16 protein-coding genes, 3 tRNA genes and 3 rRNA genes are annotated in these 26,990 nt (G+C 53.9%); 15 read left to right on the top strand and 7 right to left on the bottom strand.

Features of this window, described 5'->3' with window-relative positions:
* The first annotated feature begins 28 nt into the window (after positions 1–28).
* The gene (gene ligA, locus P7079_RS05950; RefSeq protein ID WP_278013619.1) at positions 29–2,542 is read left to right on the top strand and encodes an NAD-dependent DNA ligase LigA; all 2,514 of its coding nucleotides are present in this window, start codon (positions 29–31) and stop codon (positions 2,540–2,542) included.
* A 76-nt stretch (positions 2,543–2,618) separates the two neighbouring features.
* Here ligA and P7079_RS05945 read toward each other — a convergent pair whose 3' ends face one another.
* A complete protein-coding gene (locus P7079_RS05945; protein WP_278012364.1) occupies positions 2,619–3,806 on the bottom strand; it encodes a phospholipase D-like domain-containing protein in 1,188 nt (395 codons plus the stop codon).
* Positions 3,807–3,937: 131 nt separating this feature from the next.
* Between P7079_RS05945 and gatC the strand changes: the two genes are divergently transcribed.
* From gatC to pflA, 12 genes are all read left to right on the top strand, one after another.
* On the top strand, positions 3,938–4,234 hold the full coding sequence (gatC, locus tag P7079_RS05940) for an Asp-tRNA(Asn)/Glu-tRNA(Gln) amidotransferase subunit GatC (protein ID WP_278012363.1): 297 nt from the start codon (positions 3,938–3,940) through the stop codon (positions 4,232–4,234).
* Positions 4,235–4,239: 5 nt separating this feature from the next.
* On the top strand, positions 4,240–5,742 hold the full coding sequence (gene gatA, locus P7079_RS05935) for an Asp-tRNA(Asn)/Glu-tRNA(Gln) amidotransferase subunit GatA (protein ID WP_278012362.1): 1,503 nt from the start codon (positions 4,240–4,242) through the stop codon (positions 5,740–5,742).
* Positions 5,742–7,235: an Asp-tRNA(Asn)/Glu-tRNA(Gln) amidotransferase subunit GatB gene (gatB, locus tag P7079_RS05930; RefSeq protein ID WP_278012361.1), complete on the top strand. Its 1,494-nt coding sequence runs from the start codon at positions 5,742–5,744 to the stop codon at positions 7,233–7,235. The genes gatA and gatB overlap by 1 nt, the downstream gene beginning before the upstream one ends.
* A 683-nt stretch (positions 7,236–7,918) precedes the next feature.
* A 16S ribosomal RNA gene (locus P7079_RS05925) occupies positions 7,919–9,443 on the top strand.
* A 220-nt stretch (positions 9,444–9,663) separates the two neighbouring features.
* Positions 9,664–12,746 (top strand): 23S ribosomal RNA (locus tag P7079_RS05920).
* Positions 12,747–12,846: 100 nt separating this feature from the next.
* A 5S ribosomal RNA gene (gene rrf / locus P7079_RS05915) occupies positions 12,847–12,963 on the top strand.
* Together the 16S, 23S and 5S rRNA genes form the textbook arrangement of a ribosomal RNA operon.
* 112 nt (positions 12,964–13,075) lie before the next feature.
* Positions 13,076–13,807, top strand: coding sequence for a class I SAM-dependent methyltransferase (locus P7079_RS05910; RefSeq protein ID WP_278012360.1), 732 nt, complete (start codon positions 13,076–13,078; stop codon positions 13,805–13,807).
* Positions 13,808–14,121: 314 nt separating this feature from the next.
* The gene (locus P7079_RS05905) at positions 14,122–15,276 is read left to right on the top strand and encodes a hypothetical protein (RefSeq protein ID WP_278012359.1); all 1,155 of its coding nucleotides are present in this window, start codon (positions 14,122–14,124) and stop codon (positions 15,274–15,276) included.
* A gap of 115 nt (positions 15,277–15,391) precedes the next feature.
* A complete protein-coding gene (locus tag P7079_RS05900) occupies positions 15,392–16,486 on the top strand; it encodes a branched-chain amino acid aminotransferase (protein ID WP_278013618.1) in 1,095 nt (364 codons plus the stop codon).
* 268 nt (positions 16,487–16,754) lie between these two features.
* Positions 16,755–18,848 carry a formate C-acetyltransferase gene (pflB, locus tag P7079_RS05895; protein WP_278012358.1) on the top strand — a complete coding sequence of 698 codons (2,094 nt, stop codon included), beginning with the start codon at positions 16,755–16,757 and terminating at the stop codon, positions 18,846–18,848.
* Positions 18,849–18,853: 5 nt separating this feature from the next.
* The gene (gene grcA2 / locus P7079_RS05890; RefSeq protein WP_278012357.1) at positions 18,854–19,102 is read left to right on the top strand and encodes an autonomous glycyl radical cofactor GrcA2; all 249 of its coding nucleotides are present in this window, start codon (positions 18,854–18,856) and stop codon (positions 19,100–19,102) included.
* A gap of 58 nt (positions 19,103–19,160) precedes the next feature.
* Positions 19,161–20,057, top strand: a complete 897-nt coding sequence (pflA, locus tag P7079_RS05885; RefSeq protein WP_278012356.1) for a pyruvate formate-lyase-activating protein — start codon at positions 19,161–19,163, stop codon at positions 20,055–20,057.
* Between the two features lie 68 nt (positions 20,058–20,125).
* Here the strand turns inward: pflA and P7079_RS05880 are convergent, their stop codons facing one another.
* The 4 genes from P7079_RS05880 to P7079_RS05865 form a co-directional block, all read right to left on the bottom strand.
* On the bottom strand, positions 20,126–20,842 hold the full coding sequence (locus P7079_RS05880; RefSeq protein WP_278012355.1) for a YggS family pyridoxal phosphate-dependent enzyme: 717 nt from the start codon (positions 20,840–20,842) through the stop codon (positions 20,126–20,128).
* Positions 20,839–23,499: a DEAD/DEAH box helicase gene (locus P7079_RS05875; protein ID WP_278012354.1), complete on the bottom strand. Its 2,661-nt coding sequence runs from the start codon at positions 23,497–23,499 to the stop codon at positions 20,839–20,841. The genes P7079_RS05880 and P7079_RS05875 overlap by 4 nt, the downstream gene beginning before the upstream one ends.
* Before the next feature lie 22 nt (positions 23,500–23,521).
* Complete coding sequence (locus tag P7079_RS05870) at positions 23,522–24,628, bottom strand: SGNH/GDSL hydrolase family protein (protein WP_278012353.1); 1,107 nt, start codon at positions 24,626–24,628, stop codon at positions 23,522–23,524.
* Positions 24,629–24,695: 67 nt separating this feature from the next.
* Positions 24,696–24,768, bottom strand: a tRNA-Lys gene (locus P7079_RS05865).
* A 196-nt stretch (positions 24,769–24,964) separates the two neighbouring features.
* Between P7079_RS05865 and P7079_RS05860 the strand changes: the two genes are divergently transcribed.
* The gene (locus P7079_RS05860) at positions 24,965–25,897 is read left to right on the top strand and encodes an ATP-grasp domain-containing protein (RefSeq protein WP_278012352.1); all 933 of its coding nucleotides are present in this window, start codon (positions 24,965–24,967) and stop codon (positions 25,895–25,897) included.
* Positions 25,898–26,006: 109 nt separating this feature from the next.
* Positions 26,007–26,082 (top strand) — tRNA-His (locus P7079_RS05855).
* A gap of 121 nt (positions 26,083–26,203) precedes the next feature.
* Here the strand turns inward: P7079_RS05855 and orn are convergent.
* Positions 26,204–26,887, bottom strand: a complete 684-nt coding sequence (gene orn / locus P7079_RS05850; RefSeq protein ID WP_376986618.1) for an oligoribonuclease — start codon at positions 26,885–26,887, stop codon at positions 26,204–26,206.
* Positions 26,876–26,951: transfer RNA gene (locus tag P7079_RS05845), tRNA-Arg, on the bottom strand. The genes orn and P7079_RS05845 overlap by 12 nt, the downstream gene beginning before the upstream one ends.
* Positions 26,952–26,990 lie beyond the last annotated feature (39 nt).

Genomic DNA, 26,990 nt, shown 5'->3' with positions numbered 1-26,990 from the left:
ACCCCCTGAGTACAATGATGGCGTGAAGATGAAATATGCAGATGCCAAGGCCCGATGGGAAGAACTCGCTCCGCAGGTGAAGCGTGCGCAAGATGCGTATCACTCAACGGGAGAGCCAGTCATGGTTGACGCCACGTACGATTCTCTCATTCATGAGATGCGTGCCCTTGAAGACCAGTTCCCCCAACTGTGGAGTCCATCGTCTCCCACAATGCGTATTGGTGCGAGGGTTGCGCGTGGCGGGTTGGCGGAACTGAGACATCGTGAGCAGATGTATTCGCTTCAAGATGTTTTTTCTCGTGAAGAATTGCGTCAATGGTACGAATCGATCAATGCCGAATTACCAGCGGGTTCGCGCTTCACTGCAGAGATCAAGATTGACGGACTTGCGTTGAACTTGACCTATCGCGATGGTGTTCTCGAAACGGCAGCAACACGCGGCGACGGCATTACTGGCGAAGACGTGACACGCAACGCGCAGGCAATCTCGGCAATCCCGCATCGCCTTTCCGGTACTGACCACCCACATCTTGTTGAGATCCGGGGTGAGGTCTACTTCCCGGTTCGTGCGTTTGAGCAGTACAACGCACAGGTCACCACGCGCAATGAGGAGATTACGCGGCGAAATAACGCGATCAAAGAAAAAAATGCCGAAATTCGTAAGGAAAATGCGCGCCGTCGTCGTCAGGATGGTGAACGCGCTGTGTTGCAACCAACTTTGCGTATGGAGCAACCGCTCAAAGAATTCGTCAACCCACGAAACGCGGCGTCGGGCACACTGCGTCAAGAGGACACCACGTCTTTTGCACTGAGATCACTGTCATTTATTGCTCACGGGATTGGCTACTTGGAAGGTGCAGATGCCACACTGAACCAACAACTTGCGACCCAAGAAGGTGTCTATAGTGCCTTCGCATCCTGGGGCGTTCCCGTTTCAGATCAGACAGCGATGGTGTCATCGATCGAAGAGATCGAAGAGTATCTTGATCGATATCAGAATGCTCGCGATTTGCTCGATCACCAGTTTGATGGTGTCGTCATCAAACTTGAAGATCGCCACGTGCAGGATCTGCTTGGTTTTACTACTCGCGTGCCGCGCTGGGCAGTAGCATATAAGTTTCCTCCCGTTGAGGTGCAGACTCGCCTCCTCGATATCCGAGTCCAAGTCGGGCGTACCGGGCGCGTGACTCCATACGCTGTGATGGAACCGGTGTGGGTGGATGGCTCAACCGTTTCGCAAGCGACTCTGCACAACCCTGCTGAGGTTGAACGTAAAGGTGTCAAAATTGGAGACATCGTTATTTTGCGTAAAGCTGGTGACATTATCCCGGAGGTTCTTGGTCCGATTGTGGCGATGCGTGATGGCTCCGAACGCGATTTTGTGATGCCGACACGTTGCCCTGCATGTGAGGGAGAGATACGCGCTTCGAAAGAAGGAGATGCTGACCTTCGGTGTCAAAACACTCGGTCATGTCCTGCTCAGCTCAGTCAACGTATCGTCCATATTGGTTCACGCGGGGCACTCGATATTGAGGCGTTAGGTGAAGAAACCGGATTGTGGCTAGCAGACCCAGATCGTTATCGTTCAGATGCACTCATCGCCTTAGCGACAGGGCACAAAGTCTCCTTTGAAACAGATTTAGGGATGGTGACCAGTCTCAAATTGCCGTTGGTGAAGCGGCAGGCATTGGGAATTGTGGATGAGGACGGCGCAATTATTGATCCAGAATCAGTTATCAGTGACTCGATTTTGGAATCACTAAATTTTCCAGCTCCTTCTGTTCCAGTGCTGGAAACGGAAGCCGGACTTTTCGATCTCACTGCTGATTGTGTTAAGGACGTGAGAATCTGGCAACCAGTGAAAAAAGCTGGGGAAGAAACAGGGGATTGGCGTCAAGTTCGCGCTGCATGGACTAAGCCGGTCTGGCTCAAAGCCAATGCCTCGCGTTCTCAACCAGAGTTGAAAAAGCCAAGTGAGCCAAGCCGGACAACACTCAAAATTCTTGAGGAGATTGAGGTATCCAAGAGCAAAGAACTGTGGCGTAAGCTCGTCGCGCTCAATATCCGCCATGTTGGCCCGGTCGCAGCGAAAGCACTCGCTGCGGAATTCGGATCGCTCGATGCTATTCTCCAGGCAGGAAATGACGCAGTATCCCGTGTGGAAGGCGTTGGAGAAGTCATCGCTGACTCGTTTTTATCCTGGTTTGATGAGCCATGGCACGTTGACATTATTGAACGTTGGCGGCGCGCAGGAGTGACTTTCGAAGATCACACTGTTGTTGTCGAACAGCTCCCGCAAACTCTCGATGGCATGGTTATTGTGGCAACAGGAACATTTGCGACGTTTACTCGCGATTCGATTAACGAGACCATTGAAGCTCATGGAGGAAAAGCAACCGGCTCGGTATCGAAAAAGACCAGCGCCGTCGTCGTTGGAGAAAAAGCTGGCTCGAAGGCAACGAAAGCAATTGAACTCGGAATTCCCACCCTCACTGAGGAAGAGTTCGCCATGCTACTTGAAACGGGGAAATTGCCCCAATGATGAGAAGACTCCCGCACACTAGCGATGTGCGGGAGCAATACAGATTTCTTTGGCTTCATGCTGAGTGAGGTTGAGATTAGTAGAAGGGGGCGAGGGGGCCAAGAATCTTCTCGGCTGCACGGGCGAGAGCGCCACGTTGTTCCCAGACTTCCGGAAGGAGTTCATGGGCATTGGTGAGGTCAGAAGCAAAAATTTCTTCCATCGCGTGTGCAAAATCGCTTGAGTAGATCTCGACGTTTACTTCATAGTTTCCGTTCATCGACAGGGCATCAATATTGGTGGTACCGACGGTTGACCACACACTGTCAACAGTCATTGTCTTGGCATGAACCATGGCTTCTTCGAAGAGGAAGATCCTCACACCCGAACGCAATAACGTTGAATAGCGAGCGCGGCCCACCCAATCAGCGAGAATGTGGTTCGAATACTGGGGGATCAAGATACGCACATCAACCCCGCGTTTTGCTGCTGCTGTGAGTGAATTGAGCACGCCGTCGTCGGGAATGAAGTACCCCATCGTGATCCACACATTGACAGAAGCGCGGTCAATGTTCTCCATGTAGAGCGTGCGCACTGGGTAGGAATGGTAGGCAGGGATATTTTGCACCGCGCGTACGTTCGGTGACCAGTGCCTTACTTGCGGGACAGGTAGCGGTGCGCAACAGCGTCTAAAGACGTTCCACATTTCCACGAACGAATTTTCGAGCTCCCATACTTGGGGCCCGGTGATGCGCACATGCGTGTCACGCCAGTAGTGGGCGTAGAGAGCACCGATGTTATACCCACCAACGAACGCTACTCGAGAATCGGTGATGAGGAGCTTGCGGTGATCGTATCCTTTGTCCTTTGCCAGCCCGGTGAGCGATCCGAGGCGAATGAGCGGGAAGTGGATGACATTCAAATGGGGATGGGGCGGGAAATAACGGAAGCGTGGATCTTGATTGAGATTTCCTAAGGTGTCGAGGATGATATTGACTTTTACTCCGCGGTCAGCCGCTCTGAGGAGTTCGTTTTTAAATTCTTCACCCACTTCGTCGGCTTTGATAATAAAAGATTCGAAGTAGACCGTGTGCTGTGCCTGTCGAATAGCCGTGAGCATATCGTGGTAGAGATCAGCTCCGAAGGTGTATACCGTGATTTCGTTGCCTGCGACATGGACTGTCTTTGGAGGTAGATGGGGGAACTCACCCGTCGGTGGATTGCGTTTCTTGCGATGTGAATCAATGGCAATAATTGATGCGGCTGCGACCACCTGTGCGCTCACAGCAGTGATTGCAGTCCATTTGAGCGCATTTTTTATATGCGGCCACGCGTGTGTACGGAAAAACCCCATAATCGCGATTCTACCGACAAGACGCGTTCGCGCCAATGAGACGGCGCAGTTAGAATATCGGTATGTCGACATTTTCTAAACAAGAGGTGCAGCGTCTGGCTGACCTCGCGCGTATCGCGCTCACAGAAGAAGAAGTAGCAAGAATGGCAGGCGAGTTTTCGGTGATTACCGACGCCGTGGCTTCAGTAGCAGAGGTAGCAAGTTCTGATGTTCCTGCCACGTCTCACCCAATCCCGCTGACCAACGTGATGCGTGAAGACGTGCCAGGCCAGACACTCGATCGTGATGAAGTGCTCGCAATGGCGCCAGATGCAGCTGATGGTAAGTTCCAGGTTCCCCAGATTCTGGGAGAGGAGTGAATCGCATGGAGTGGATGAAGAAGAACGCTCACGAACTAGCGGCGATGCTCCGCGCCGGTGAAGTGACATCGGTTGAACTCGTGGAAGGATACCTTTCGCGAATCGACAAACTTAACGGAAAAATGAACGCTTTCTTGTTCGTTAACCGTGACGGTGCGATGGAGGTAGCGAAGGCAGTCGACGCCGATCGCGCGGCCGGCGTCGAGCTTCCACCGTTCGCAGGTGTGCCGGTAGCTATCAAGGACAATATGTGTGAACACGGGGTTCCGACCACCGCGGCATCGAAGATGCTTGAGGGATGGAAACCTCCCTACGATTCCACGGTTGTGGTCAAGCTCAAGGAAGCACGCTTGCCGATTCTCGGGCATACCAATATGGATGAGTTCGCCATGGGCTCGTCAACCGAGCACTCTGCTTTCGGTCCGACGCATAACCCGTGGGGAGAGAATCTTACTCCTGGCGGTTCGGGCGGCGGCAGCGCAGCAGCAGTTGCCGCGTACCTCGTCCCGTGGGCATTGGGATCAGACACTGGTGGATCGATCCGCCAGCCGGGAGCATTTACTGGCACCGTTGGAACGAAGCCGACGTACGGTGCTGTGTCTCGTTACGGGATCATCGCGATGGCCTCCTCACTTGATCAGGTCGGCCCTGTCACCCACACCGTTGCCGACGCCGCAGCGTTGCAAGAAATCGTTGGTGGATACGACCACTTCGATTCGACGTCGTTGGAAGGATCATCTGAAGGCCTGACCACGGCAGCAAATGAAGGCGCGCAGCTAGAAGACCTGTCAGGCTTGCGAATTGGCCTGGTTGAAGAACTTGACGGCGAGGGGATCGACGAAGGGATTCGTGCGGTGTTCCACGAGCGTCTCGACGCGCTCAAGGCTCGTGGCGCTCAGATTGTGCGTGTTTCGTGCCCGTCGTTCAAGTACACCATCGGTGCTTACTATTTGATTATGCCGGCTGAAATGAGTTCCAACCTTGCTCGTTATGACGGTGTTCGCTTTGGTAACCGTGTCCTACCACAGGACGGTCCAGTGACTGCTGAGACAATGATGCGAGCAACGCGCGGTGCAAAGTTTGGTGACGAAGTCAAGCGCCGTATTCTCCTGGGAACCTACGCACTGTCGTCAGGAAATTATGACCAGTTCTACGGTGCTGCTCAGAAGGTTCGTACGCTAATTCAGCGCGATCTTGCAGCTGCATTCGAACAAGCCGACGTCCTTCTGGCTCCATCGGCACCGACTGTTGCGTTCAAGTTTGGCGAAAAGATCGATGATCTTCTTGCGATGTACATGAACGACCTCACCACGATCCCGGCAAATCTTGCTGGTACTCCGGCCATGACCGTGCCTGCGGGCCTGTGTGATGGCCTCCCCGTCGGCGTCCAGGTTCTTGCGCCAGCGAAGGAAGATGCACGTATGTACAAGGTTGGTGCTGTGATCGAGCGCGATGTGGATCCGTCCGCAACTGCCACCCCAATTGAGACCTGGGAGGAGAACCTCTGATGGATGAACTGATGGAATACGATGATGTTGTGGCTAACTACGATCCGGTACTAGGTATTGAGATCCACGTTGAGCTTTCGACACAGACAAAGATGTTCGACGCAGCCCCGAATGCTTTCGGCGGAGACCCCAATACGTTCATCACCCCGGTGTCACTTGGCCTGCCTGGCTCACTTCCCGTGGTGAATAAGAAAGCCATCGAGTATGCGATCCGTTTGGGCTTGGCACTGAATTGCAAGATTGCAGAGTCGTGCCGCTTTGCCCGCAAGAACTATTTCTATCCGGATCTTGCTAAGAACTTCCAGACATCCCAGTCCGACGAGCCGCTGGCATATGACGGTTACCTCGATGTCGAACTAGATGACGGAGAAGTTTTCCGTGTGCCGATTGAGCGTGCTCACGTGGAAGAAGACGCTGGAAAGAACACGCATATCGGTGGTGAAGGCCGAATCCATGGTGCAGACCACTCACAGGTTGATTACAACCGTGCAGGCGTGCCGTTGGTAGAGATTGTGACTCGACCAATCGAAGGAACCGGAGCTCGCGCTGCTGAAGTTGCGGCGAAGTATGTCCAGACAGTGCGCGATATTGCCCGGGCAATCGGAGTGTCTGAGGCGCGTATGGAACGAGGAAATGTCCGTGCCGATGTCAACGTGTCGCTTCGCAAGTCCCCGTCGGATCCATTGGGTACACGTACCGAAACAAAGAACGTGAACTCGTTCCGCGCGATCGAAAGTGCTGTTCGCTATGAGTTGTCTCGTCAGGCTGCGACTTTGGAGAACGGGGAGAAAGTTTTCCAGGAGACTCGCCACTGGCAGGAATCGGACCAGACGACCCTCGCTGGGCGTCCGAAGTCCGATGCTGACGACTACCGATACTTCCCGGAACCCGATCTCGTACCACTTGCACCGTCGCGTGAGTGGGTTGAGGAGATTCGCCAGTCATTGCCAGAGTTGCCAGCTGCAAAGCGTAAGCGTCTTCAGGCAGAGTGGGGAGTGACCGATCTTGAGATGCGTGACATCGTCAACGCTGAAGCTTTGACGATTATCGAGCAGACAGTTCAGGCTGGTGCTACCTCCGCTGGAGCGCGAAAGTGGTGGATGGGTGAACTCGCTCGATATGCCAAAGAAAATGGGCTGTCTCTAGGCGATGTCCCAATGACGATTGCTCAGGTTGCTGAGGTTGATCAGATGATCGCTGACGGAAAACTCAACGATCGTCTGGCACGCTCGGTTATTGAAGGTGTGCTTGCCGGAGAGGGAACGCCTCAAGAGGTTGTCGCCGGGCGTGGTCTGGAAGTTGTCTCCGATGATTCTGCACTGATTGCTGCGATCGATGCTGCAGTGGAGGCAAACCCGAAGGTTGCGCAGTCGATCACGTCTGGTAACGCGAAGGCATCAGGCGCGATTGTTGGAGCGGTCATGAAGGCAACGCGTGGTCAAGCTGATGCCAAGCGTGTCCAGGCCCTGATTGCTCAGAAGTTTGGACTCTGAGAGTCGGTAATCGCAAACCTGTTATGACGTGACAGGAAATTATCTGCTCGCACGAAAGCCGAGTTAAACAAAAAACCTGGGTTGTGGCATGGTGTTGTGTTGCGGTCTGGGTTTTTTGTTTGTGTTGTGGGTTTTTGTTTGTGTTGTGGGGTTTTGTGGGTGTTGGGTGGGGTGGTGTGTGGTGTCAAGTGGTGGGTGTGTGTGGTGGGTCTCTGGTGGGTTTTTTGTTGGTGTGGTGGGGGTTTTGGGTGGTGGTGGGGTGGGTCACGTTGTTTTGTTTTGACGTGGGGTGTGTGGGGGTCTAGAGTATTTACCTGTCGCCGGGAGCGTGTGGGTTTCTGGTGGTGCTGGTTTTCTGGCGGGTTCTGGTTTCTGGTTTGACTGGTTTCTGGGGTTTGTGGTAGGCTGGCTTGGTTGCTTCTTCGGGGGCTGGTCTTGTTTGTGGGGCTGGTTGTCGGGGGTGAGTGTGTTGTTTGAGATCTCAATAGTGTGTCAGCTTTTTATGTCTGGCCTGGATTGAGCATTTTGTGTGTTTGGTTTGGGTTGGTTTTTGTTTGGTCTGGCTGGGCCTTTTGTGGGTTTGGTTGGGCTGTTTTTTATGCCAGTTTGTCTGGTTTTTTGGGGCCTGTTTGGGCTTTCTGGATTATTGATTGGGGCCGCATTTGTTTTGTGGTTTTGGTTTTTGTTTGGAGAGTTTGATCCTGGCTCAGGACGAACGCTGGCGGCGTGCTTAACACATGCAAGTCGAACGATGAAGCTGGGAGCTTGCTTTTGGTGGATTAGTGGCGAACGGGTGAGTAATACGTGAGTAACCTGCCCCCTTCTTTGGGATAAGCCTGGGAAACTGGGTCTAATACTGAATATTCTGCGTCTGCCGCATGGTGGGTGTTGGAAAGGGTTTTCTGGTGGGGGATGGGCTCGCGGCCTATCAGCTTGTTGGTGGGGTGATGGCCTACCAAGGCGTCGACGGGTAGCCGGCCTGAGAGGGTGACCGGCCACATTGGGACTGAGATACGGCCCAGACTCCTACGGGAGGCAGCAGTGGGGAATATTGCACAATGGACGCAAGTCTGATGCAGCGACGCCGCGTGGGGGATGAAGGCTTTCGGGTTGTAAACTCCTTTTAACACTGAAGAAGCGTGAGTGACGGTAGGTGTTGAATAAGCGCCGGCTAACTACGTGCCAGCAGCCGCGGTAATACGTAGGGCGCGAGCGTTGTCCGGAATTATTGGGCGTAAAGAGCTCGTAGGCGGTTTGTCGCGTCTGCTGTGAAAGATCGGGGCTTAACTCCGGGGCTGCAGTGGGTACGGGCAGACTAGAGTGCGGTAGGGGTAGCTGGAATTCCTGGTGTAGCGGTGGAATGCGCAGATATCAGGAGGAACACCGATGGCGAAGGCAGGTTACTGGGCCGTTACTGACGCTGAGGAGCGAAAGCATGGGGAGCGAACAGGATTAGATACCCTGGTAGTCCATGCCGTAAACGTTGGGCACTAGGTGTGGGGCCTTTTCCATGGGTTCTGCGCCGTAGCTAACGCATTAAGTGCCCCGCCTGGGGAGTACGGCCGCAAGGCTAAAACTCAAAGGAATTGACGGGGGCCCGCACAAGCGGCGGAGCATGCGGATTAATTCGATGCAACGCGAAGAACCTTACCAAGGCTTGACATGCACCGGGATCATGCAGAGATGTGTGAGTCTTCGGACTGGTGTACAGGTGGTGCATGGTTGTCGTCAGCTCGTGTCGTGAGATGTTGGGTTAAGTCCCGCAACGAGCGCAACCCTTGTCTTGTGTTGCCAGCACGTTATGGTGGGGACTCACGAGAGACTGCCGGGGTTAACTCGGAGGAAGGTGGGGATGACGTCAAATCATCATGCCCCTTATGTCTTGGGCTTCACGCATGCTACAATGGCTGGTACAGAGGGTTGCGATCCTGTGAGGGTGAGCGAATCCCTTAAAGCCAGTCTCAGTTCGGATTGGGGTCTGCAACTCGACCCCATGAAGTCGGAGTCGCTAGTAATCGCAGATCAGCAACGCTGCGGTGAATACGTTCTCGGGCCTTGTACACACCGCCCGTCACGTCACGAAAGTTGGTAACACCCGAAGCCCGTGGCCTAACCTTTTGGGGGGAGCGGTCGAAGGTGGGATTGGCGATTGGGACGAAGTCGTAACAAGGTAGCCGTACCGGAAGGTGCGGCTGGATCACCTCCTTTCTAAGGAGCCTTTTCTTCCTGTTTTTGTTGATGTTTGGGGAGAGCCTTCATGTTTTTGTGGGGGTTGGGTTTTCTAGTGGAATGGGAAGCTGGCATGCTGTTGGGTTCTGGGGTAACACCTGTGCTGCCTGTGATGATGATTGCCGTGTTGGTGGTTGTTGTTGTGGTGTTGGTGTGGTGGTTGAGAATTGTATAGTGGACGCGAGCATCTTTTGGTTTTTTGTAAGTGTTCAAGGGCGTTCGGTGGATGCCTTGGCACATGGAGCCGATGAAGGACGTTGTTGCCTGCGATAAGCCTCGGGGAGTTGGCGAACGAGCTGTGATCCGAGGGTGTCCGAATGGGGAAACCTGGCCAGAGTTGTTTCTGGTGACCGCTGCCTGAATGTATAGGGTAGTTGGGGGTAACTCGGGGAAGTGAAACATCTTAGTACCCGGAGGAAAAGATATTCTGTGAGTAGTGGCGAGCGAAAGCGGATGAGGTTAAACCGGTTGTGTGTGATAGCCGTCGGGTGTTGCATGATCGGGGTTGTGGGACCTGCTGGAGAGGACCGACGTTCTCTTGGCGAGTGAGAAACTGGTGGCATAGTCGAAGTTGTTGGGAAGCAATACCGTAGAGGGTGAGAGTCCTGTAGATGAAATGTTGCTGGCTCGTTGTGGTGTTCCCGAGTAGCACGGGGCTCGTGGAATCTCGTGTGAATCTGCCCAGACCACTGGGTAAGCCTAAATACTCTGTGTGACCGATAGTGGATAAGTACCGTGAGGGAATGGTGAAAAGTACCCCGGGAGGGGAGTGAAATAGTACCTGAAACCGGACGCTTACAATCCGTCAGAGCCTTCTTGGTGGGGGTGATGGCGTGCCTTTTGAAGAATGAGCCTGCGAGTTAGTGGCATGTAGCGAGGTTAACCCGTGTGGGGTAGCCGTAGCGAAAGCGAGTTTTAAAATGCGTTGTAGTTGCATGTTCTAGACCCGAAGCGGGGTGATCTACCCATGGCCAGTGTGAAGCACGTGTAAGAGCGTGTGGAGGCGCGAACCCACTTCAGTTGAAAATGGAGGGGATGAGCTGTGGGTAGGGGTGAAAGGCCAATCAAACTCCGTGATAGCTGGTTCTCCCCGAAATGCATTTAGGTGCAGCGTCGCGTGTTGCTTGGTGGAGGTAGAGCGACTGGATGGCTGATGGCCCTTACCCGGGTACTGACGTCAGCCAAACTCCGAATGCCATTAAGTTCAGCGCGGCAGTGAGACTGCGGGGGATAAGCTCCGTAGTCGAGAGGGAAACAGCCCAGACCGCCGGTTAAGGCCCCTAAGCGTGTGCTAAGTGGGAAAGGATGTGGAGTTGCTGTGACAACCAGGAGGTTGGCTTAGAAGCAGCCATCCTTGAAAGAGTGCGTAATAGCTCACTGGTCAAGTGATTCTGCGCCGACAATGTAGCGGGGCTAAGTACACCGCCGAAACCGTGGCAAACTTTTTTTGTTTGGGTAGGGGAGCGTCGTGCGTGAGGTGAAGCAGCACAGGTAACTGGTTGTGGATTTCGTACGAGTGAGAATGCAGGCATGAGTAGCGAATGACGGGTGGGAATCCCGTCCGCCGAATGACTAAGGGTTCCAGGGCCAGGTTGTTCCGCCCTGGGTTAGTCGGGTCCTAAGGCGAGGCCGACAGGCGTAGTCGATGGGCAACCGGTTGTTATTCCGGTACCGGCGAAGGACCGTCCAATGCTGAAGCTTGTGATACTAACCATCCGATCCGTGCTGGTCTCTTTCGGGAGTCTGGTGTTGGTGAGCGTGGGATCTGAACTTGTGTGTAGGTAAGCGTGTTAACAGGGGTGACGCAGAGTGGTAGCTTCCGCGTGGCTAATGGCTTGCCACGTTTAACAGTGCAGCCTGTTTCCTAGGTAAATCCGGGGGACGTGTAGGGTGAGGCTGGATGATGACCCATTATTTTTGGGGAAGTAGAGTGATCCTGTGCTGCCTAGAAAAGCCTCGACGCGAGGTCCGAGCCGCCCGTACCCTAAACCGACACAGGTAGTCGAGCAGAGTATGCTAAGGCGTTCGAGAGAATCGTGGTTAAGGAACTCGGCAAAATGCCCCCGTAACTTCGGAAGAAGGGGGGCCTGATCCTTGAAGCCTTTTTCTGGCTAGGGGTGATGGCCGCAGAAACCAGGGAGAAGCGACTGTTTATCAAAAACACAGGTCCGTGCGAACACGTAAGTGGATGTATACGGACTGACGCCTGCCCGGTGCTGGAAGGTTAAGAGGAACGGTGAGACATTTCGGTGTCGAGGCTGTGAATTTAAGCCCCAGTAAACGGCGGTGGTAACTATAACCATCCTAAGGTAGCGAAATTCCTTGTCGGGTAAGTTCCGACCTGCACGAATGGCGTAACGACTTCTCCACTGTCTCAACCGCGAACTCGGTGAAATTGCATTACGAGTAAAGATGCTCGTTACGCGCAGAAGGACGGAAAGACCCCGGGACCTTTACTATAGCTTGGTATTGGTGTTTGGTACGGCTTGTGTAGGATAGGTGGGAGACTGTGAAGCATGCACGCTAGTGTGTGTGGAGTCGTTGTTGAAATACCACTCTGGTTGTGCTGGATGTCTAACCTTGGACCATGATCTGGTTCAGGGACAGTGCCTGGTGGGTAGTTTAACTGGGGCGGTTGCCTCCTAAAATGTAACGGAGGCGCTCAAAGGTTCCCTCAGCCTGGTTGGTAATCAGGTGGCGAGTGTAAGTGTACAAGGGAGCTTGACTGTGAGACTGACAGGTCGAGCAGGTGCGAAAGCAGGAACTAGTGATCCGGCGGTGGCTTGTGGAAGCGCCGTCGCTCAACGGATAAAAGGTACCCCGGGGATAACAGGCTGATCCTGCCCAAGAGTTCATATCGACGGCATGGTTTGGCACCTCGATGTCGGCTCGTCGCATCCTGGGGCTGGAGTAGGTCCCAAGGGTTGGGCTGTTCGCCCATTAAAGCGGCACGCGAGCTGGGTTCAGAACGTCGTGAGACAGTTCGGTCCCTATCCTCTGCGCGCGTAGGAAACTTGAAAAGGGCTGTCCCTAGTACGAGAGGACCGGGATGGACGAACCTCTGGTGTGCCAGTTGTTCCGCCAGGAGCATGGCTGGTTGGCTACGTTCGGAAGGGATAACCGCTGAAAGCATCTAAGCGGGAAGCCTGCTTTAAGATAAGGTTTCCAGACACCCCTTTGTGGTGTGTGAGGTCCCCTAGAGATGATGGGGTTGATAGGCCAGACGTGGAAGCCCGGTAACGGGTGGAGCTGACTGGTACTAATGGCCAACCACCTACAAGTAAACAATGTTAATAATTGATTCTCGCGTCTTCTATACAATTCTGGACCACCAGACACACACACTCTTGGGGGTGTGTGGTGGTGTTAGTCCGCGTGTTTTGACGGTGGCGATAGCGGTAGGGATCCGCCCGGTCCCATTCCGAACCCGGAAGCTAAGCCTACCAGCGCTGATGGTACTGCACTCGTGAGGGTGTGGGAGAGTAAGACACTGCCGTCATTAAACTTCAGGGTGTGGCCCCCACACAAACCATTTCCTAGTCCTGGTAACAGGACCAGGAGGTGTGGGTGGGGGCCACACCCACACCCACACAAAATATAGGAGTGTAGAGTTGAACCCTTATGAGTTGAGCTCGACGGACGGACGCCTATATTCAGATGTTAGGCCCGGTTACACGGACTTCATTGTCGATACCCTCGTTCGAGATTTTCCTCGTGGTTCTCATATCGTTGACATGGGCGCGGGTACTGGGAAGCTCACGCTGGCATTACTCAAACGTGATTTTTATGTGACCGCCATCGATCCATCTGCAGACATGACGAAGCAACTTCGGTCTTTGGCTGGGGATCATCCGATGTTAAACATCCAACAAGCGAATGCTGAGTCCACTAGTATTTTTTCGCATTCCATCGACTGCGTTGTTTTTAGTCAGTCTTGGCATTGGATGAACAAGCAAGCCGCAGTAAATGAAAGCTTTAGAATCTTAAAAAAGGGCGGCCGTTTTGCAACGGTATTTAATCAACTTGACGTCAGTTTTCCATGGGTTAAGCGCCTTACGCGCATCATGCGTTCTGGAGATGTCCAACGCTTAACAAAACCACCCCAGCTCGGGCGGAGGTTTTCAGATCCCATGCTCACAATTGACTCGTGGTGTCAGTTTTTGTCTCCTCAACAGCTCCGTGAGCTTGGGGCAACCCGGGCTTCATGGCTGAAATCCTCAGATGAGTATCGCAAGCACATGCGGCGCAATCTTGACTCCTATCTTGAAGAGATGGGATATGGAGACACTCACAGCATTGAACTTCCTTATATTTCGATTTTGTGGGATTCCACGCGGCTGTGAGCAGGGAATATATTGACCGATGCAGTTCCGAACGATGTAGAACATTCCCCTCTTTTGTTGTAATGTGGTTGCCGTGAAGCAAGAGCACAACACTTTCTCAACTGAATCTCAGCCGCGGAGGTACCCTCTTTCTGTTCGGCTGATTGCGGCATTCGCTATCATTTCGCTGTTTGTCGGCAGCGTATTGATCGCAGCGCTTATCGCGCTATGATTGTCGCCACATTACATCCAGCAATGTGACCTTATGTCACCGATTGTCATGGCGAAATAGCGCTGAGAAGATCGCTGATCTTCGTCTTTTTGAAGGGAGGCGTATGCGCAAGCAGTCTGCGTTTATGGCAGCAGCGATGGTTTCGTGTACCCTCTTTTCTCTTCCTGGTGCTGTTGCGAACGCTCGTGTGTTACCGACGAATGGCGTAGTATCGACTGACTCTCATCTTGTACATATTGCCCCGACTCAGGGCAACTGGTACACGTTACTTTCTCAAGTTGCCCGTTTGATGCATGGGTTCACGCCCTCCATGGTTGAGTCTGGAACTCTTGAATCTCACGACGAGGCAACATTGGTGTTCCACTCCACGATTTTCGAGAAAACGTCAGATATGCCGGACCTCGCATATTTGTATGACTGCTCGACAGGGAATTATCTCCGCAGTGTCACACTTGAACAGCGCGGTGGGTATTGGTATGCGAATTTTGGACAGTTGTCTCCAGGTTCCTACGGTGTGCTACTGAAAGGTCAGCGGACGAGCGCGCTGACATCGTTTACCGTGACATTTCCCACTGAGGAGCCGTCAGCGCCCTCCAAGAGCGCGACTGAGACTGCGCCAACGCCGTCTCCTGAGACTTCTGAATCGACGACGCCATGGGCGACGCTTGCGCCTGCCCAGGGATCGGTTGCAACCTCACCGGCGTCGTCGGAGGCGACGCCGGTGCTTCCTGAGGAAACTCAGTGCAAGAGACACGTCGTTTCTACAGATCCGGAGCTGCAGAAGGTGGCGCATTTGCCACAGGCTACGGGCGCAACGTCTGCTGTGAGTATGACGAGCGACGGCACGCCGGTTGTTGCGGATCGTCTGCCAGTGGCAGGAACAAATACTGGTGGCGACCACACTGAGCCAACGCACGAGAACGCTGACAAGACAGAGGAATCGACGAGTCTGACAGTTGAACATGCGCTGAACGAGAGCGGGCTTCCACAAGCGCGCATTGTCCCAACATTGCCGATATACGGGCCGCCGACTAGGCCCGACTCTGTGCTCGAAAGCCGGCCTGGGCAGCCGATTCCGCCGCGAATATCGGCTCCTGATATTCCGCGTCCGCAGCCAGCGATTCTGGTCTTTGACAGTTCAGATGCAGCGCGTCGTGGCCTTGATACCGCAGCAACCCCACTTCTCGTGGGGGCTGCAGCTCTCGTCGTCGTGACGGGTGCCGGTGCTGGGGTTGCCCTGTATCGCTGGCGCCCATAGTCTTGCCATCGCGTAGCTCACCCGACATCGGGAAACTAGGCTAACCTGTGAAGATAAGTTTTACACTGGTGATTTGGAGAATACAGTGCAAGAAGAGCTTGAGCAGATCTCAGCAATGCCAATTCCGGATGCGGATTCACTCCTCGGCCGCTTCACGTTCATCGAGGGAGCGCAGGCAGATGATTCTGTCGTGCAAGCTGCGACGGAAAAACCAGGCTTTGGCAACTCCTTTGCAGATTACATGGCTCGTATTACGTGGACGCCGAATGGATGGGGGAGCCGATCGGTCGTCCCCTATGGGCCAATTTCAATGGATCCTGCAGGCTCCGTGCTTCACTACGGACAAGAGATCTTCGAAGGGTTGAAAGCATTTCGGCATGAAGATGGTTCTGTGTGGACGTTCCGGCCAACCTATAACGCAGCGCGCCTGAATATGTCCTCTCGGCGATTGGCGATCCCTGAATTGCCAATCGATGATTTTATGGCGTCGATTGTCTCAGTTGTGCGCGCGAACGAGCGCTGGGTGCCCTCGCAGATGGGAACCTCGTTGTATCTGCGTCCCTTTACCTTCGCGTCGGAAGCCTTCTTGGGAGTCCGGGCAGCGAAAAAGTATGAATATATGGTTGTTGCTTCACCGGCGGGAGCCTATTTCTCAGGAGGACTGACACCGATCAACGTGTGGGTTGATCGGACGTACCACCGAGCCGGTCCCGGAGGGATGGGCGATGTCAAGACCGGTGGAAACTATGCGGCGTCTCTTCTTCCGAAACTGGTCAGCCACGACGCAGGGTTTGATGAAGTACTCTTCCTCGACGCGGCGACGAATACCAATCTCGATGAACTCGGAGGCATGAATGTCTTCGTTGTCTATGCTGATGGACATGTTGCTACGCCGTCGCTCTCAGGAAATATCCTTCCAGGAGCGACGCGTTCATCGATTTTGCAGCTCTTGCGTGCTCGTGGAGTGCGCGCGGTTGAAGAAACTCTCTCTCTTGATTCCGTACTCGAGGGGATCCGTTCAGGCACCATTAGTGAGATGTTTGCGTGCGGAACTGCGGCTGTTGTGACACCTATTGGGCGGCTGACATCAGATGACTTCGACGTTTATCTCGAAGGTGGGGACGTTGTGCAGTCAATTTACGATGAACTTGTCGGCATCCAGATGGGACGAGTCGAAGATCGCTTCGGCTGGTGCTACCGAATTTGCTAGGGACGAAAATCCTAATTGCGACTGGGGTAAGCGATTTCTGCTTGCCCCAGCCATTTCTTTGATATATCAATGTTTTGTTTATCACGGAATCGACACCTTGTGGTGTAAAGTGGGACTTGAGTCCATATCGTGTGATCCGGAACATGTCCAAAATTCTTCTAGAGCTAAAAAGTATCGTGGCTTACATCGTTTTTTCTGGACTAAACCAAAAAATGTCGTGAAAATGGAAGTTGAAGACAAAGCACGTCGAGTCCAAAGGAGAAAGCTCATGAGTGCAACTGTTGAAGCCGATGCCAAGTTTACCGAGGCATGGGATGGCTTCCAGCCTGGCCATTGGCAGGAAGCGGTTGATGTCCGCGACTTCATTCAGAAGAATTACACCCCCTACGAAGGCGACGCATCGTTCCTCGCTCCTTCGACTGAGAAGACCCTGCGTCTGTGGGATCACCTCGAGAAGAACTATCTGTCGGTAGAGCGCAAGCGCCGCGTTTTCGACGTGGACACTAAGACTCCTGCTGACATCGATGCTTTCAAGCCGGGTTACATTTCCGATGATGATGATGTCATCGTGGGTCTCCAGTCTGATACACCTCTCAAGCGCGTCATGATGCCGAACGGTGGCTGGCGCATGGTCAAGACCGCTCTTGCTGAAGCTGGCAAGGAAGCGGATCCAGAGGTTGAGAAGATCTTCACCAAGTACCGCAAGACGCACAACGACGGCGTGTTCGATATCTACACGCCAAATATTCGTGCAGCTCGTTCCTCGCACATCATCACTGGTCTTCCTGACGCATATGGCCGTGGCCGTATCATTGGTGACTATCGCCGTGTGGCTCTCTACGGTGTTGATTACCTCATCAACGAGAAGCTCAAGGACAAGGACCTCAACGCTGACGAACCATTCAGCGAGCACTGGGCACGCGATCGCGAGGAAATCTCCGAGCAGATCAAGGCTCTCAAGAAGCTCAAGAAGATGGCTGCCGATTACGGCTTCGACATCTCCGGCCCGGCAACCAATGCGAAGGAAGCCGTCCAGTGGACCTACTTCGCTTACCTCGGTTCTGTGAAGTCGCAGGACGGCGCCGCAATGTCCTTCGGCCGACTCTCCGGCTTCTTCGATTCCTACTTTGAGCGCGATTTTGCTCGTGGCATTCTCACTGAGTCCGAGGCTCAGGAGATCATTGAGGCTCTCGTCGTCAAGCTCCGTATCGTGCGCTTCCTGCGTACCGAGGCTTACGATCAGATCTTCTCGGGCGATCCGTACTGGGCAACCTGGTCCGACGGCGGTACCGGTGAAGATGGCCGTACCCTCGTGACCAAGACTTCCTTCCGACTCCTCCAGACCCTCGTGAACCTTGGCCCAGCTCCGGAGCCGAACATCACGATCTTCTGGTCGAAGCAGCTCCCGCAGGGCTACAAGGACTTCTGTGCAAAGGTGTCCATTGAGACCTCGTCCGTGCAGTACGAGTCCGATGAGCAGATCACCGCTCAGTGGGGTGACGACGCCGCTATCGCATGCTGCGTTTCCCCGATGCGTGTTGGTAAGCAGATGCAGCTCTTCGGTGCTCGCGTGAACTCAGCAAAGGCTCTTCTCTACGCCATCAACGGTGGCCGTGACGAGATGTCGGGCAAGCAGATCGTGAGCGGCTTCGAGCCGATTGAGGGCGATGGTCCGCTCGACTTCGACGAGGTATGGGACAAGTACGAGAAGATGCTCGACTGGGTTGTGGGAACTTATGTTGAGGCTCTGAACATCATCCACTACTCGCACGATCGTTACGCATACGAGTCGCTGGAGATGGCGCTTCACGATTCAAAGATTCTGCGCACCATGGGCTGTGGCATCGCAGGTCTGTCGATCGTGGCTGACTCGCTGTCCGCAATCAAGTATGCAAAGGTGACGCCGATCCGCGATGAGACTGGCCTTGTGGTTGACTACAAGACCGAAGGCGATTTCCCGCTCTACGGTAACGACGACGACCGCGCCGATGATATCGCCGCAACTGTTGTTCACACGGTGATGCAGAAGATCCGCGCGCTGAAGCTCTACCGTAATGCCCTTCCGACCCAGTCTGTTCTGACCATTACCTCCAATGTGGTTTACGGCAAGAACACCGGAAACTTCCCGTCGGGACACCGTGCGGGAACGCCGTTCGCCCCGGGTGCGAACCCGGAGAACGGCATGGATACTCACGGAATGCTCTCCTCGATGCTTTCAGTGGGTAAGCTCAACTATCAGGACGCCCTCGATGGCATCTCCCTGACAAACACCATCGTGCCGTCTTCACTCGGCCGCACGCTGGACGAACAAGTCACCAACCTTGTTGGCATCATGGATGCTGGCTTCATTAAGAAGGATTGATAATTATGACCAAGACCTATGCAGAGCGCCTCGAAGAGATGAAGGCTGCACGCGTCGATAATGGTGGAGTTCAGGGCCTCTACCACGCGAACATCAACGTTCTCAACCGCGAGACCCTTGAGGACGCCATGGAGAATCCGGAGAAGTACCCGCAGCTGACCGTTCGCGTGTCCGGCTACGCAGTGAACTTCGTGAAGCTCACCCGCGAGCAGCAGCTCGACGTGCTTTCCCGCACGTTCCACCAGGGCATGTGATTCCTGGAACGGAATTAGCATTTAGCTAACTCAGACAATTCGAAAGGATCGGGACAATATGACCGAATTTGATGCTCGAGTTTATTTCGGCTCGGAAGGATCAACCGGGGAGTATCGTCCCGATCCTCTCGAATATGAGGTGCCGCGCTTGTCGGGTGCTGGTACCGCTGGCATTGAGTCGGCTGGTGAGATGACCCACGAGGAGCATCTTGCTGCCGTTCGTGCTGGAGAGATCGGTTCTCTTCACTCGTGGGAACTGGTCACTGCAATGGACGGACCAGGAACTCGTATGACGGTGTTCATGGCTGGATGTCCGCTGCGCTGTTTGTATTGTCACAACCCTGATACCTTCAAGATGAAGGACGGCACAGCTATCCGTGCGACAGACCTTCTTGATCGAATCAAGCGTTATGTACCCGTTTTTAAAGCGTCCAACGGAGGAATTACTTTCTCCGGTGGCGAGGTTCTGATGCAGCCAGCCTTCTTAAAACGTGTGTTGAAGCCTCTCAAAGAATGGGGCGTACACGTTGCACTTGATACTTCTGGCTTTTTGGGGCGTAATCTCACTGATGAGATGATGGAGAATGTTGATATGGTTCTCCTTGACATCAAGTCAGGTGACGAGGAGACGTACCAGCGTGTGACAGGTCGTTCTTTGCAACCGACTATCGACTTTGCTCGACGTCTTGAAGCTGCAGGAGTAGAGATTTGGGTCCGATTCGTGTTGATCCCTGGCTTGACTGATGATCCCGAAAACATCGAGAACGTTGCCAAGTTGGCGTCATCGATTTCCACAGTATCGCGCATCGAAGTTTTGCCATTCCATCAGATGGCGAAGGACAAGTGGGCGAATCTCGGCCTCGATTACCAGCTTCGCGATGTCGAACCGCCGTCGAAGGAAACAACAGAAGCAGTGCGCGAAGTCTTCCGTAAGTACGGAAAGGCAGTCTACTAATACATACTTTTGACACAGTGTTGCCGGTGGCCAGGTTTTCCTGGCCACCGGCAACACTGTGTCAAACATTATTTTGCTGGGCGCGGGCCAAACACTGCGGTCCCGACGCGAACCAGTGTCGATCCTTCAGCAATTGCGAGTTCCAGATCATGGGTCATTCCCATCGACAGTACGTGGCCCTGTACGGTTCCATCTGCTGTCATCGAATCTAAGAGAGCACGGGTGAGAGCAAAGGAACGTCGAATATCAGCCTCATTGTCAGTGTGAGCTCCAATTGTCATCAGTCCCTCCAGGCGGAGAAGATCCAGATCGGCAATCTGTTCAGCGAGCATACGTGCGTGGTCAGGGCGGACGCCATATTGAGATGAAGCGGAAGCAGAATTGACCTGAATTAGCACAGAAAATGGCCCGCTAGCATATCCAGCATTGATGCGAGCACTTTGTCGGCGTGCAATTCGTGTTGCCATCTGAAGTGAATCAACAGTGTCGATTCGTGACGCATAGTCCATTGCACGGGCGAGCTTGTTTGATTGAACGTGTCCGATAACAGTCGTTGAGTGCGCTGGCGCGCCATGTTTGGCAAGCCCAATTTCTGTATCGACGAGCTGAGAGACAATATTCTGGCCGAAATCGCACACGCCTGCCTCGAGTGCTTCGATAATGGCACTCAGAGGCTGATATTTCGCCGCCAGTTGAAGGACGACATCGCCCGGTTGCCGTCCAGCTAACTGTTCAGCTTCATTAATACGGTGGCGTACCTGTGCAATTTTTGACGCGATACTCATCGTATACCTACTTTGATCATATGGAGCACGAGTGTGCCAGTGTCGTCACATTCATCGAGATCAACGTATGCCCACAGCGCCCAGTCACCGTCGCCTTCACCGTCGTCGATCGTCTGAGTCACCAACCACAGTCGTCCTGGCGCATGTGTCTCCAAAAGATCTGATGTGTCACCCTCATCCATGCCAGCAGTGAGAAGGTCAGCATATGATGGGTCTTCGAGAACCGAGAAAAAGGCATCACTACGGGCTGAAGTATCGGTTCCGACGTATTCGTAGTCGTCCCAGTATGGATCGAAAGAATCGGCCCAGCGGTCTGCATTCCAGCCGTGTTGACCATCCAGTCTACCTAGTTCATTCCAATCCTCGCGGTCGATTGCCTCGACTCGAGAAAACATTGCCTTGCGGACGGCCTTACGTAAAGCAAACCGATTCCTGCTCAATGCAACATTACCATCAGCGTCCGCACCGAAGGCAGCTTCCTCACCGTCAGTTGCATTGTCGTCAGAAAGAAGCGTCAGTTCGCCTGGTGTGACTGTCCCGTCTGCAAGGGCTTCCCACTCGTCCAAAAGCGAGGAATCGATGGAGCGAACCAGCCGTCCCAGCCAATTGACAATTTCGTCGACTTCGTCAGTGCGTGCCTCATTGGGTAACGTCTGTCGCATCGCCCGATACGTGTCGGTGAGATAGCGCAGAAGCACGCCTTCAGAGCGTGCCAAATCGTACCTCGACACAAGTTCAGAGAAAGTCATCGCTTCCTCAACCATTGCTCTGACTACCGACTTCGGGCTGAGGTCGTGCCCGAGTACCCAAGGATTCGTTTGCGCATAGGTTTCTAGCGCAGGAGTGAGTAACGATGCCAGTGGCTTCGGCCAGGTGACCTCGTCTGCCAGTGCCATTCGTTCGTTGTAATCGAGTCCCTCCGCTTTAAGTTTGCCAATGAGTTCGCCCTTCGCCACCTTCTGCTGTGCATACAACAACGGGCGAGGATCCTCTTGGACAGACTCGACGACGGAAACGACGTCGAGCGCGTACGTTTCGCTATTTTTATCGAGTAAATCGAGGGCAGCAAGGGCGAACGGAGCGAGGGGAGAGTTTAACGCGAAGTCATCGGGAACATCGCGGGTAAAACGTAAGGGGTTGAGATCAGGGTGTGCCCGGCGCCAGTCCCGATCACTATGGCGAATAACTCCTGCCTGCTCAAGGGACGCAAGAATCGATAGCGCCTGACGCAACAGGAGATTACGTGCAGTCGGCAGTTGATGATTGTCGGTGAGTAGAGCCCAAATCGCTTCCACAGGGTGGGGGCGCTGGAGAAGGTTGAGGATCATCGCGTGATTGACACGCATCTGCGACGAGAGCTTTTCTGGCTCAGCTTCGATGATGCGCTCGAACGTTTTCTGCGACCACGATAGCCCCTCAGGAGCTTTGACTTTCTGGACACGCTTGATTTTGATTGGGTCATCGCCGGCTTTACGTAGACGGCGGGCGTTCTCGATTTCGTGCTCTGGAGCTTGCACGACGACGAAGCCCATCGTATCGAAACCAGCGCGTCCTGCTCGTCCCGCAATCTGGTGGAATTCACGGGCTTGAAGGTGGCGCATTTGTGAACCGTCGAATTTTACCAACGAGGTGATCAGAACGGTGCGAATCGGAACGTTGATTCCGACGCCGAGGGTGTCAGTTCCGCAAATCACGGACAGCAGGCCAGCTTGAGCAAGACGTTCGACGAGACGGCGATAACGTGGGAGCAGGCCAGCGTGATGAATTCCGATGCCGGCGCGCAAGAGCTTTGACAGTGTCTTACCGAATCCGGGACTGAATTTGTATGTCCCCAGCGCTGACGCAATCTTCCCCTTGGCATCTTTGGAAATCACCGAAACGGACTGCAACGCCATCGCCTGCTCAACAGCCTCTCGTTGCGAGAAATGAACCACGTACACCGGCGCCATATGCGTATCGACGAGTTCTTTGATGACCTCGCTGATGGGCTCAGTGGACCAAGTGTAGTGAAGCGGAACTGGGCGCTGAGCACCGGCGACGACGGAGACGGGACGGCCCGAACGGCGCTCAAGATCCGTTTCGAGCGAGCGTGTATCCCCGAGGGTTGCGGAGAGAAGAACGTATTGCGCATGGTGGATTTCGAGTAATGGCACTTGCCAAGCCCACCCGCGTTGAGGATCGCCGTAGAAGTGGAATTCATCCATCACGACGACGTCGGCATCAGCGCTATCGCCGTCACGCAATGCAATATTGGCGAGAATCTCCGCCGTCGCACAGACAATCGGCGCTCCGGCGTTAATCGAAGAATCGCCAGTGACCATCCCGACATTGTGAGCACCAAAGGAAGCGATTAACTCGAAAAATTTCTCAGAAACAAGAGCCTTCAAAGGAGCAGTGTAGTAGGCAGTGCGGCCGGTGGCGAGTGCAGTAAACAACGCTTGCATTGCGATCATCGATTTACCCGAACCAGTGGGCGTCGCCACGATTACATGATCACCTGAAACGATATCGAGTAAAGCTTCAGCTTGGTGGGGGTACATCTCCTTGCCAGTTGAGGCGACCCACTCTTCAAAGGCCTGCGCAATAGCCTCGGGCGGGGGAGTGAGGCCGTGAGCATCTTCGAGTACGTCGAGGGCATGGTTGAGCGAATCGTTCATTGCTCTCCTTTCACAAGACAGTTTACGCGGCGTCGCGCTCGCGGGAGCTGAGCTTTGAGCGCACCGCGTCTTCAACGACGTCGGCGATTGCTTTCCAGCCTGCGCGATTCGGGTGGAAATACTCGCGTATGTTCCACGTATCAAATGGGGCGATGATCCAGGAATTTTCTGAGGATTCCGGATCGAAGGAGTGCTCACCGAGGGCATGACGGGTGGAAACAAAATGGACGTTCGCTCCTGCCTCGGAAGCTGCTCGTTTCGCGGCTTCGTCTGCGGAGTCTTGGAGATGTGTCAGTCGCTGGCCGACGTTGACTCGTTGCGAGAACTTCCCGCCGATTGTGTAGTGCGTGTCTGCTAACAGTGTTGGGTAGCCGACGATGAAGATATTGGCTTTGCCGGAGGTTCTGTCTGAAATAGATGCGAGAGTTTTTGTCAGAGCTTCGTGCATTGAATTCGAAACGTAGTCTTGTGCGCGGGTCAGAGCAGCGTCGCAGAGACGAGCTGAACGAGCTGTGAGGCACGCTCCAGCGATTTGTGCAAATCCGGCGTCATTGCCGCCGATAGAGACGAGAACGACGTCGGTGCGATCGGTAATCGCATTGAGCTGCGGCTGATTGGTTCCCGAGCACCAAGCTGTCGCGGTGTACTTATCGTCTTTTTGTGACTGCGCGCTCAGTGTGATATCGACGGTGATATTAGCCTGTTCGCTGGCACAGATACCATGAGATTTGGCGATTTTAAGCCATTGTGCCCACTGATCCTTCGCCTCGGAAATACGGTAGGTGGCCGTGGCATGAGAAAAATTGCGGAATTTTTGTTCTTGAGACGTCAGATTGGCCATTTTGGCTGAGGAGCATGAGGCATCAGTGAACTTCGCGTTGAGCGCATGTACAACCAGCGTTCCGTAGTTGTGGGGTGAACGCCAGCAGTTCTCATCTGAGTAGTCACCTGCCCCATTTCCTGAGGCGTAGGAATCTCCCAGGAGAACGATGTTGAGAGGAACGCGAGTTTGGTGAGTTTGGGAGGTTGGTTCGTGGTCGATTCCTCGACTCGACACGAGCCACCAGCCGGCGGAGACGAGGGCGATGACGAGGAGGAAAATGCTGATGGTTGCAACGATCTTCTTCATGAGGAGTCCTGAAAATCGGGGAGTGGATGCGAAAATGGCCAACCTTTCGGTTGGCCATTTTGTTTCGTACACCGCCAGGGACTTGAACCCTGAACCCTCTGATTAAGAGTCAGATGCTCTGCCAGTTGAGCTAGCGGTGCTCGTTGTTTGGTTTTAATTGCCTCGCAACGAAAGAATACTTTAGATGTATTTTTTCGTGAACGCAAATTCGTCTCGCCATTTTTGGGTGTGACCTCACGCACACCATCTTTTCTGGGGTGATTCGAGGAATGAAGAGCCGTCGGAGTGAACAAACGCTAGACTTGGATCGAATTGGCCAAAACAAAGGGAGGCAACGTGGCAAGACCGATCGTCACACTGGCAACTGCGGAGGAATTTCCAAACCTTGATTCGGATGATCAAAATTTGCCAGACGCTCTCCGGGAGCGCGGGTTCGAGCCTCGTATTGCGGTGTGGAACGATCCTTCGGTGAATTGGGCGGAAGCTGGAACCGTTGTTGTTCGTTCGACTCGTGACTATGCGCGTGACCCGAAAGGTTTTATTGGGTGGGCAAAATCCTTGCCGCGTGTGTTCAACTCCCCGTGGGCAATGGAATGGAATCTGGATAAGCATTACCTCAAGGGGCTACATGAGGCGGGTCTGCCAACGATCCCTACCGTGTGGCTTGAGCCTCAGCAGAAGCTCTCGAAGCAGCAAATCCACTCGCGTTTCCCTGCCTGGGGTGATTTCGTGGTGAAGCCAGCAGTTTCTTCCGGTGGTCGTGGAACTGGTCGTTATACGGCGACGGATGCGAAATCGCGCGCGGAGGCGATTCTTCATGCGCAATATGAGCTTGAACGTGGTCGCACTGTGATGGTGCAACGCTACTTGTCGGAGATTGATAGCTCTGGCGAGTCCTCGCTCATCTACTTCAACGGTTTGGCCTCGCATCAGGTGGAGAAAGCGGCAATGCTGCACCCGCGTTACCGCGCAGCAATGGATTCCTCAATCGCTGACGAAGTTGTGAGGGCTGCAAAGCCAACGGAAAAGTACTGGCATTGGGGTGAGCGGATCCGTCAGGCTCTCCATTCAGAGTTGCGCAAGTTCGCTGGTCACGATGAGATCTTGTTGTTCAACCGTGTTGATCTTGTTGAGGGGGGTCCAGAGTCTTCTGAGGAGTTCTACGTGATGGAGATCTCGCTCATTGATGGCTCGCTTTACTTGGGGTCAAATGATGAACACCTGAATCGCTTTGCTGATGCGATTGAGGTTCGTGCATTTGACCGCTGAGGTCTGTCGCTGGGGATCGGGGTGGTCGGTGAGGCGTATCACTCACCCCGATTTCGCTCGCAAGGATATCCACTGATATAGTTGTTCTTCGTTCCCAGTGGGAAGCATGGTGGCTGTAGTTCAGCTGGCAGAACGCCTGGTTGTGGTCCAGGAGGTCGCGGGTTCAAGTCCCGTCAGCCACCCCAGAATAAACCCCGGTAATTCACCGAAAAGTGGATGCCGGGGTTTCGTTTTGTGTACGTGGGCGGTGTGCGCGTGTACACAAGGGGGTCGCACCGAATGTGAACCCCTTGTGTAGTTAACGCGTTAGCGGCGTCTGTGAGCCTGTTCAGCTCGTGTACGTGTCAAATCTGCAAGGACCTTCGTTGCTTCGTCGCGTGCCTCGTCAGATGTTGGACCTTCACTGCGTGGCATCAAAACTGCACGGTAGTAGCGAAGTTCGTCGATCGAGTCGTAGATGTCGCCAAGAGCCTGGTGGTTTCCAGACTTTTCAGGAGCAGCAAAATATGCACGCGGGAACCAGCGCTTGGCGAGTTCTTTGATTGATGAGACATCGATAATGCGATAGTGCAGGTAGTCAACCAAGGTGGGCATGTCTCGGTATAGGAACATGCGATCAGTGCCGACCGAGTTGCCACCCAGCGGTGCCTTGCCTTTTTCAACGAAGCGAGAGATGTACTCAATCACTTGGGCCTCGGCGTCTGCCATCTCGAGACCGTCATCCCACTTGTTGATGAGTCCAGTGACTGTGTGCATGTTGCGCACGAAATCGTTCATGTTCTCGACGGAGCCAGGAGTTGGTTTCATAACGAGGTCCAAGCCTTTGTCGAGCGGGTTGAGTGCGGAATCTGTGACGACGACAGCGATTTCTACCAGAGCATCTTTTTCAAGATCAAGCCCTGTCATTTCGCAATCGATCCAAACAATAGGTGTATTTTGTGCAGGAAAATTACTCACGCCGCCTATTTTACCAGCCGTTGGTGCCCCCATCCGGATTCGAACCGGAAACCTGCAGATTAGAAGTCTGTTGCTCTATCCGTTGAGCTATGGAGGCGCAGTAGTAAGTGTAATGGGGGAGAGGTGGTGGCCGAAA

It is taken from the genome of Arcanobacterium canis, from assembly GCF_029625435.1.
Lineage (GTDB): Bacteria > Actinomycetota > Actinomycetes > Actinomycetales > Actinomycetaceae > Arcanobacterium > Arcanobacterium canis.
Note: the sequence above shows the minus strand (reverse complement) of the source record. Positions and strands in the feature narration are given on the sequence as shown.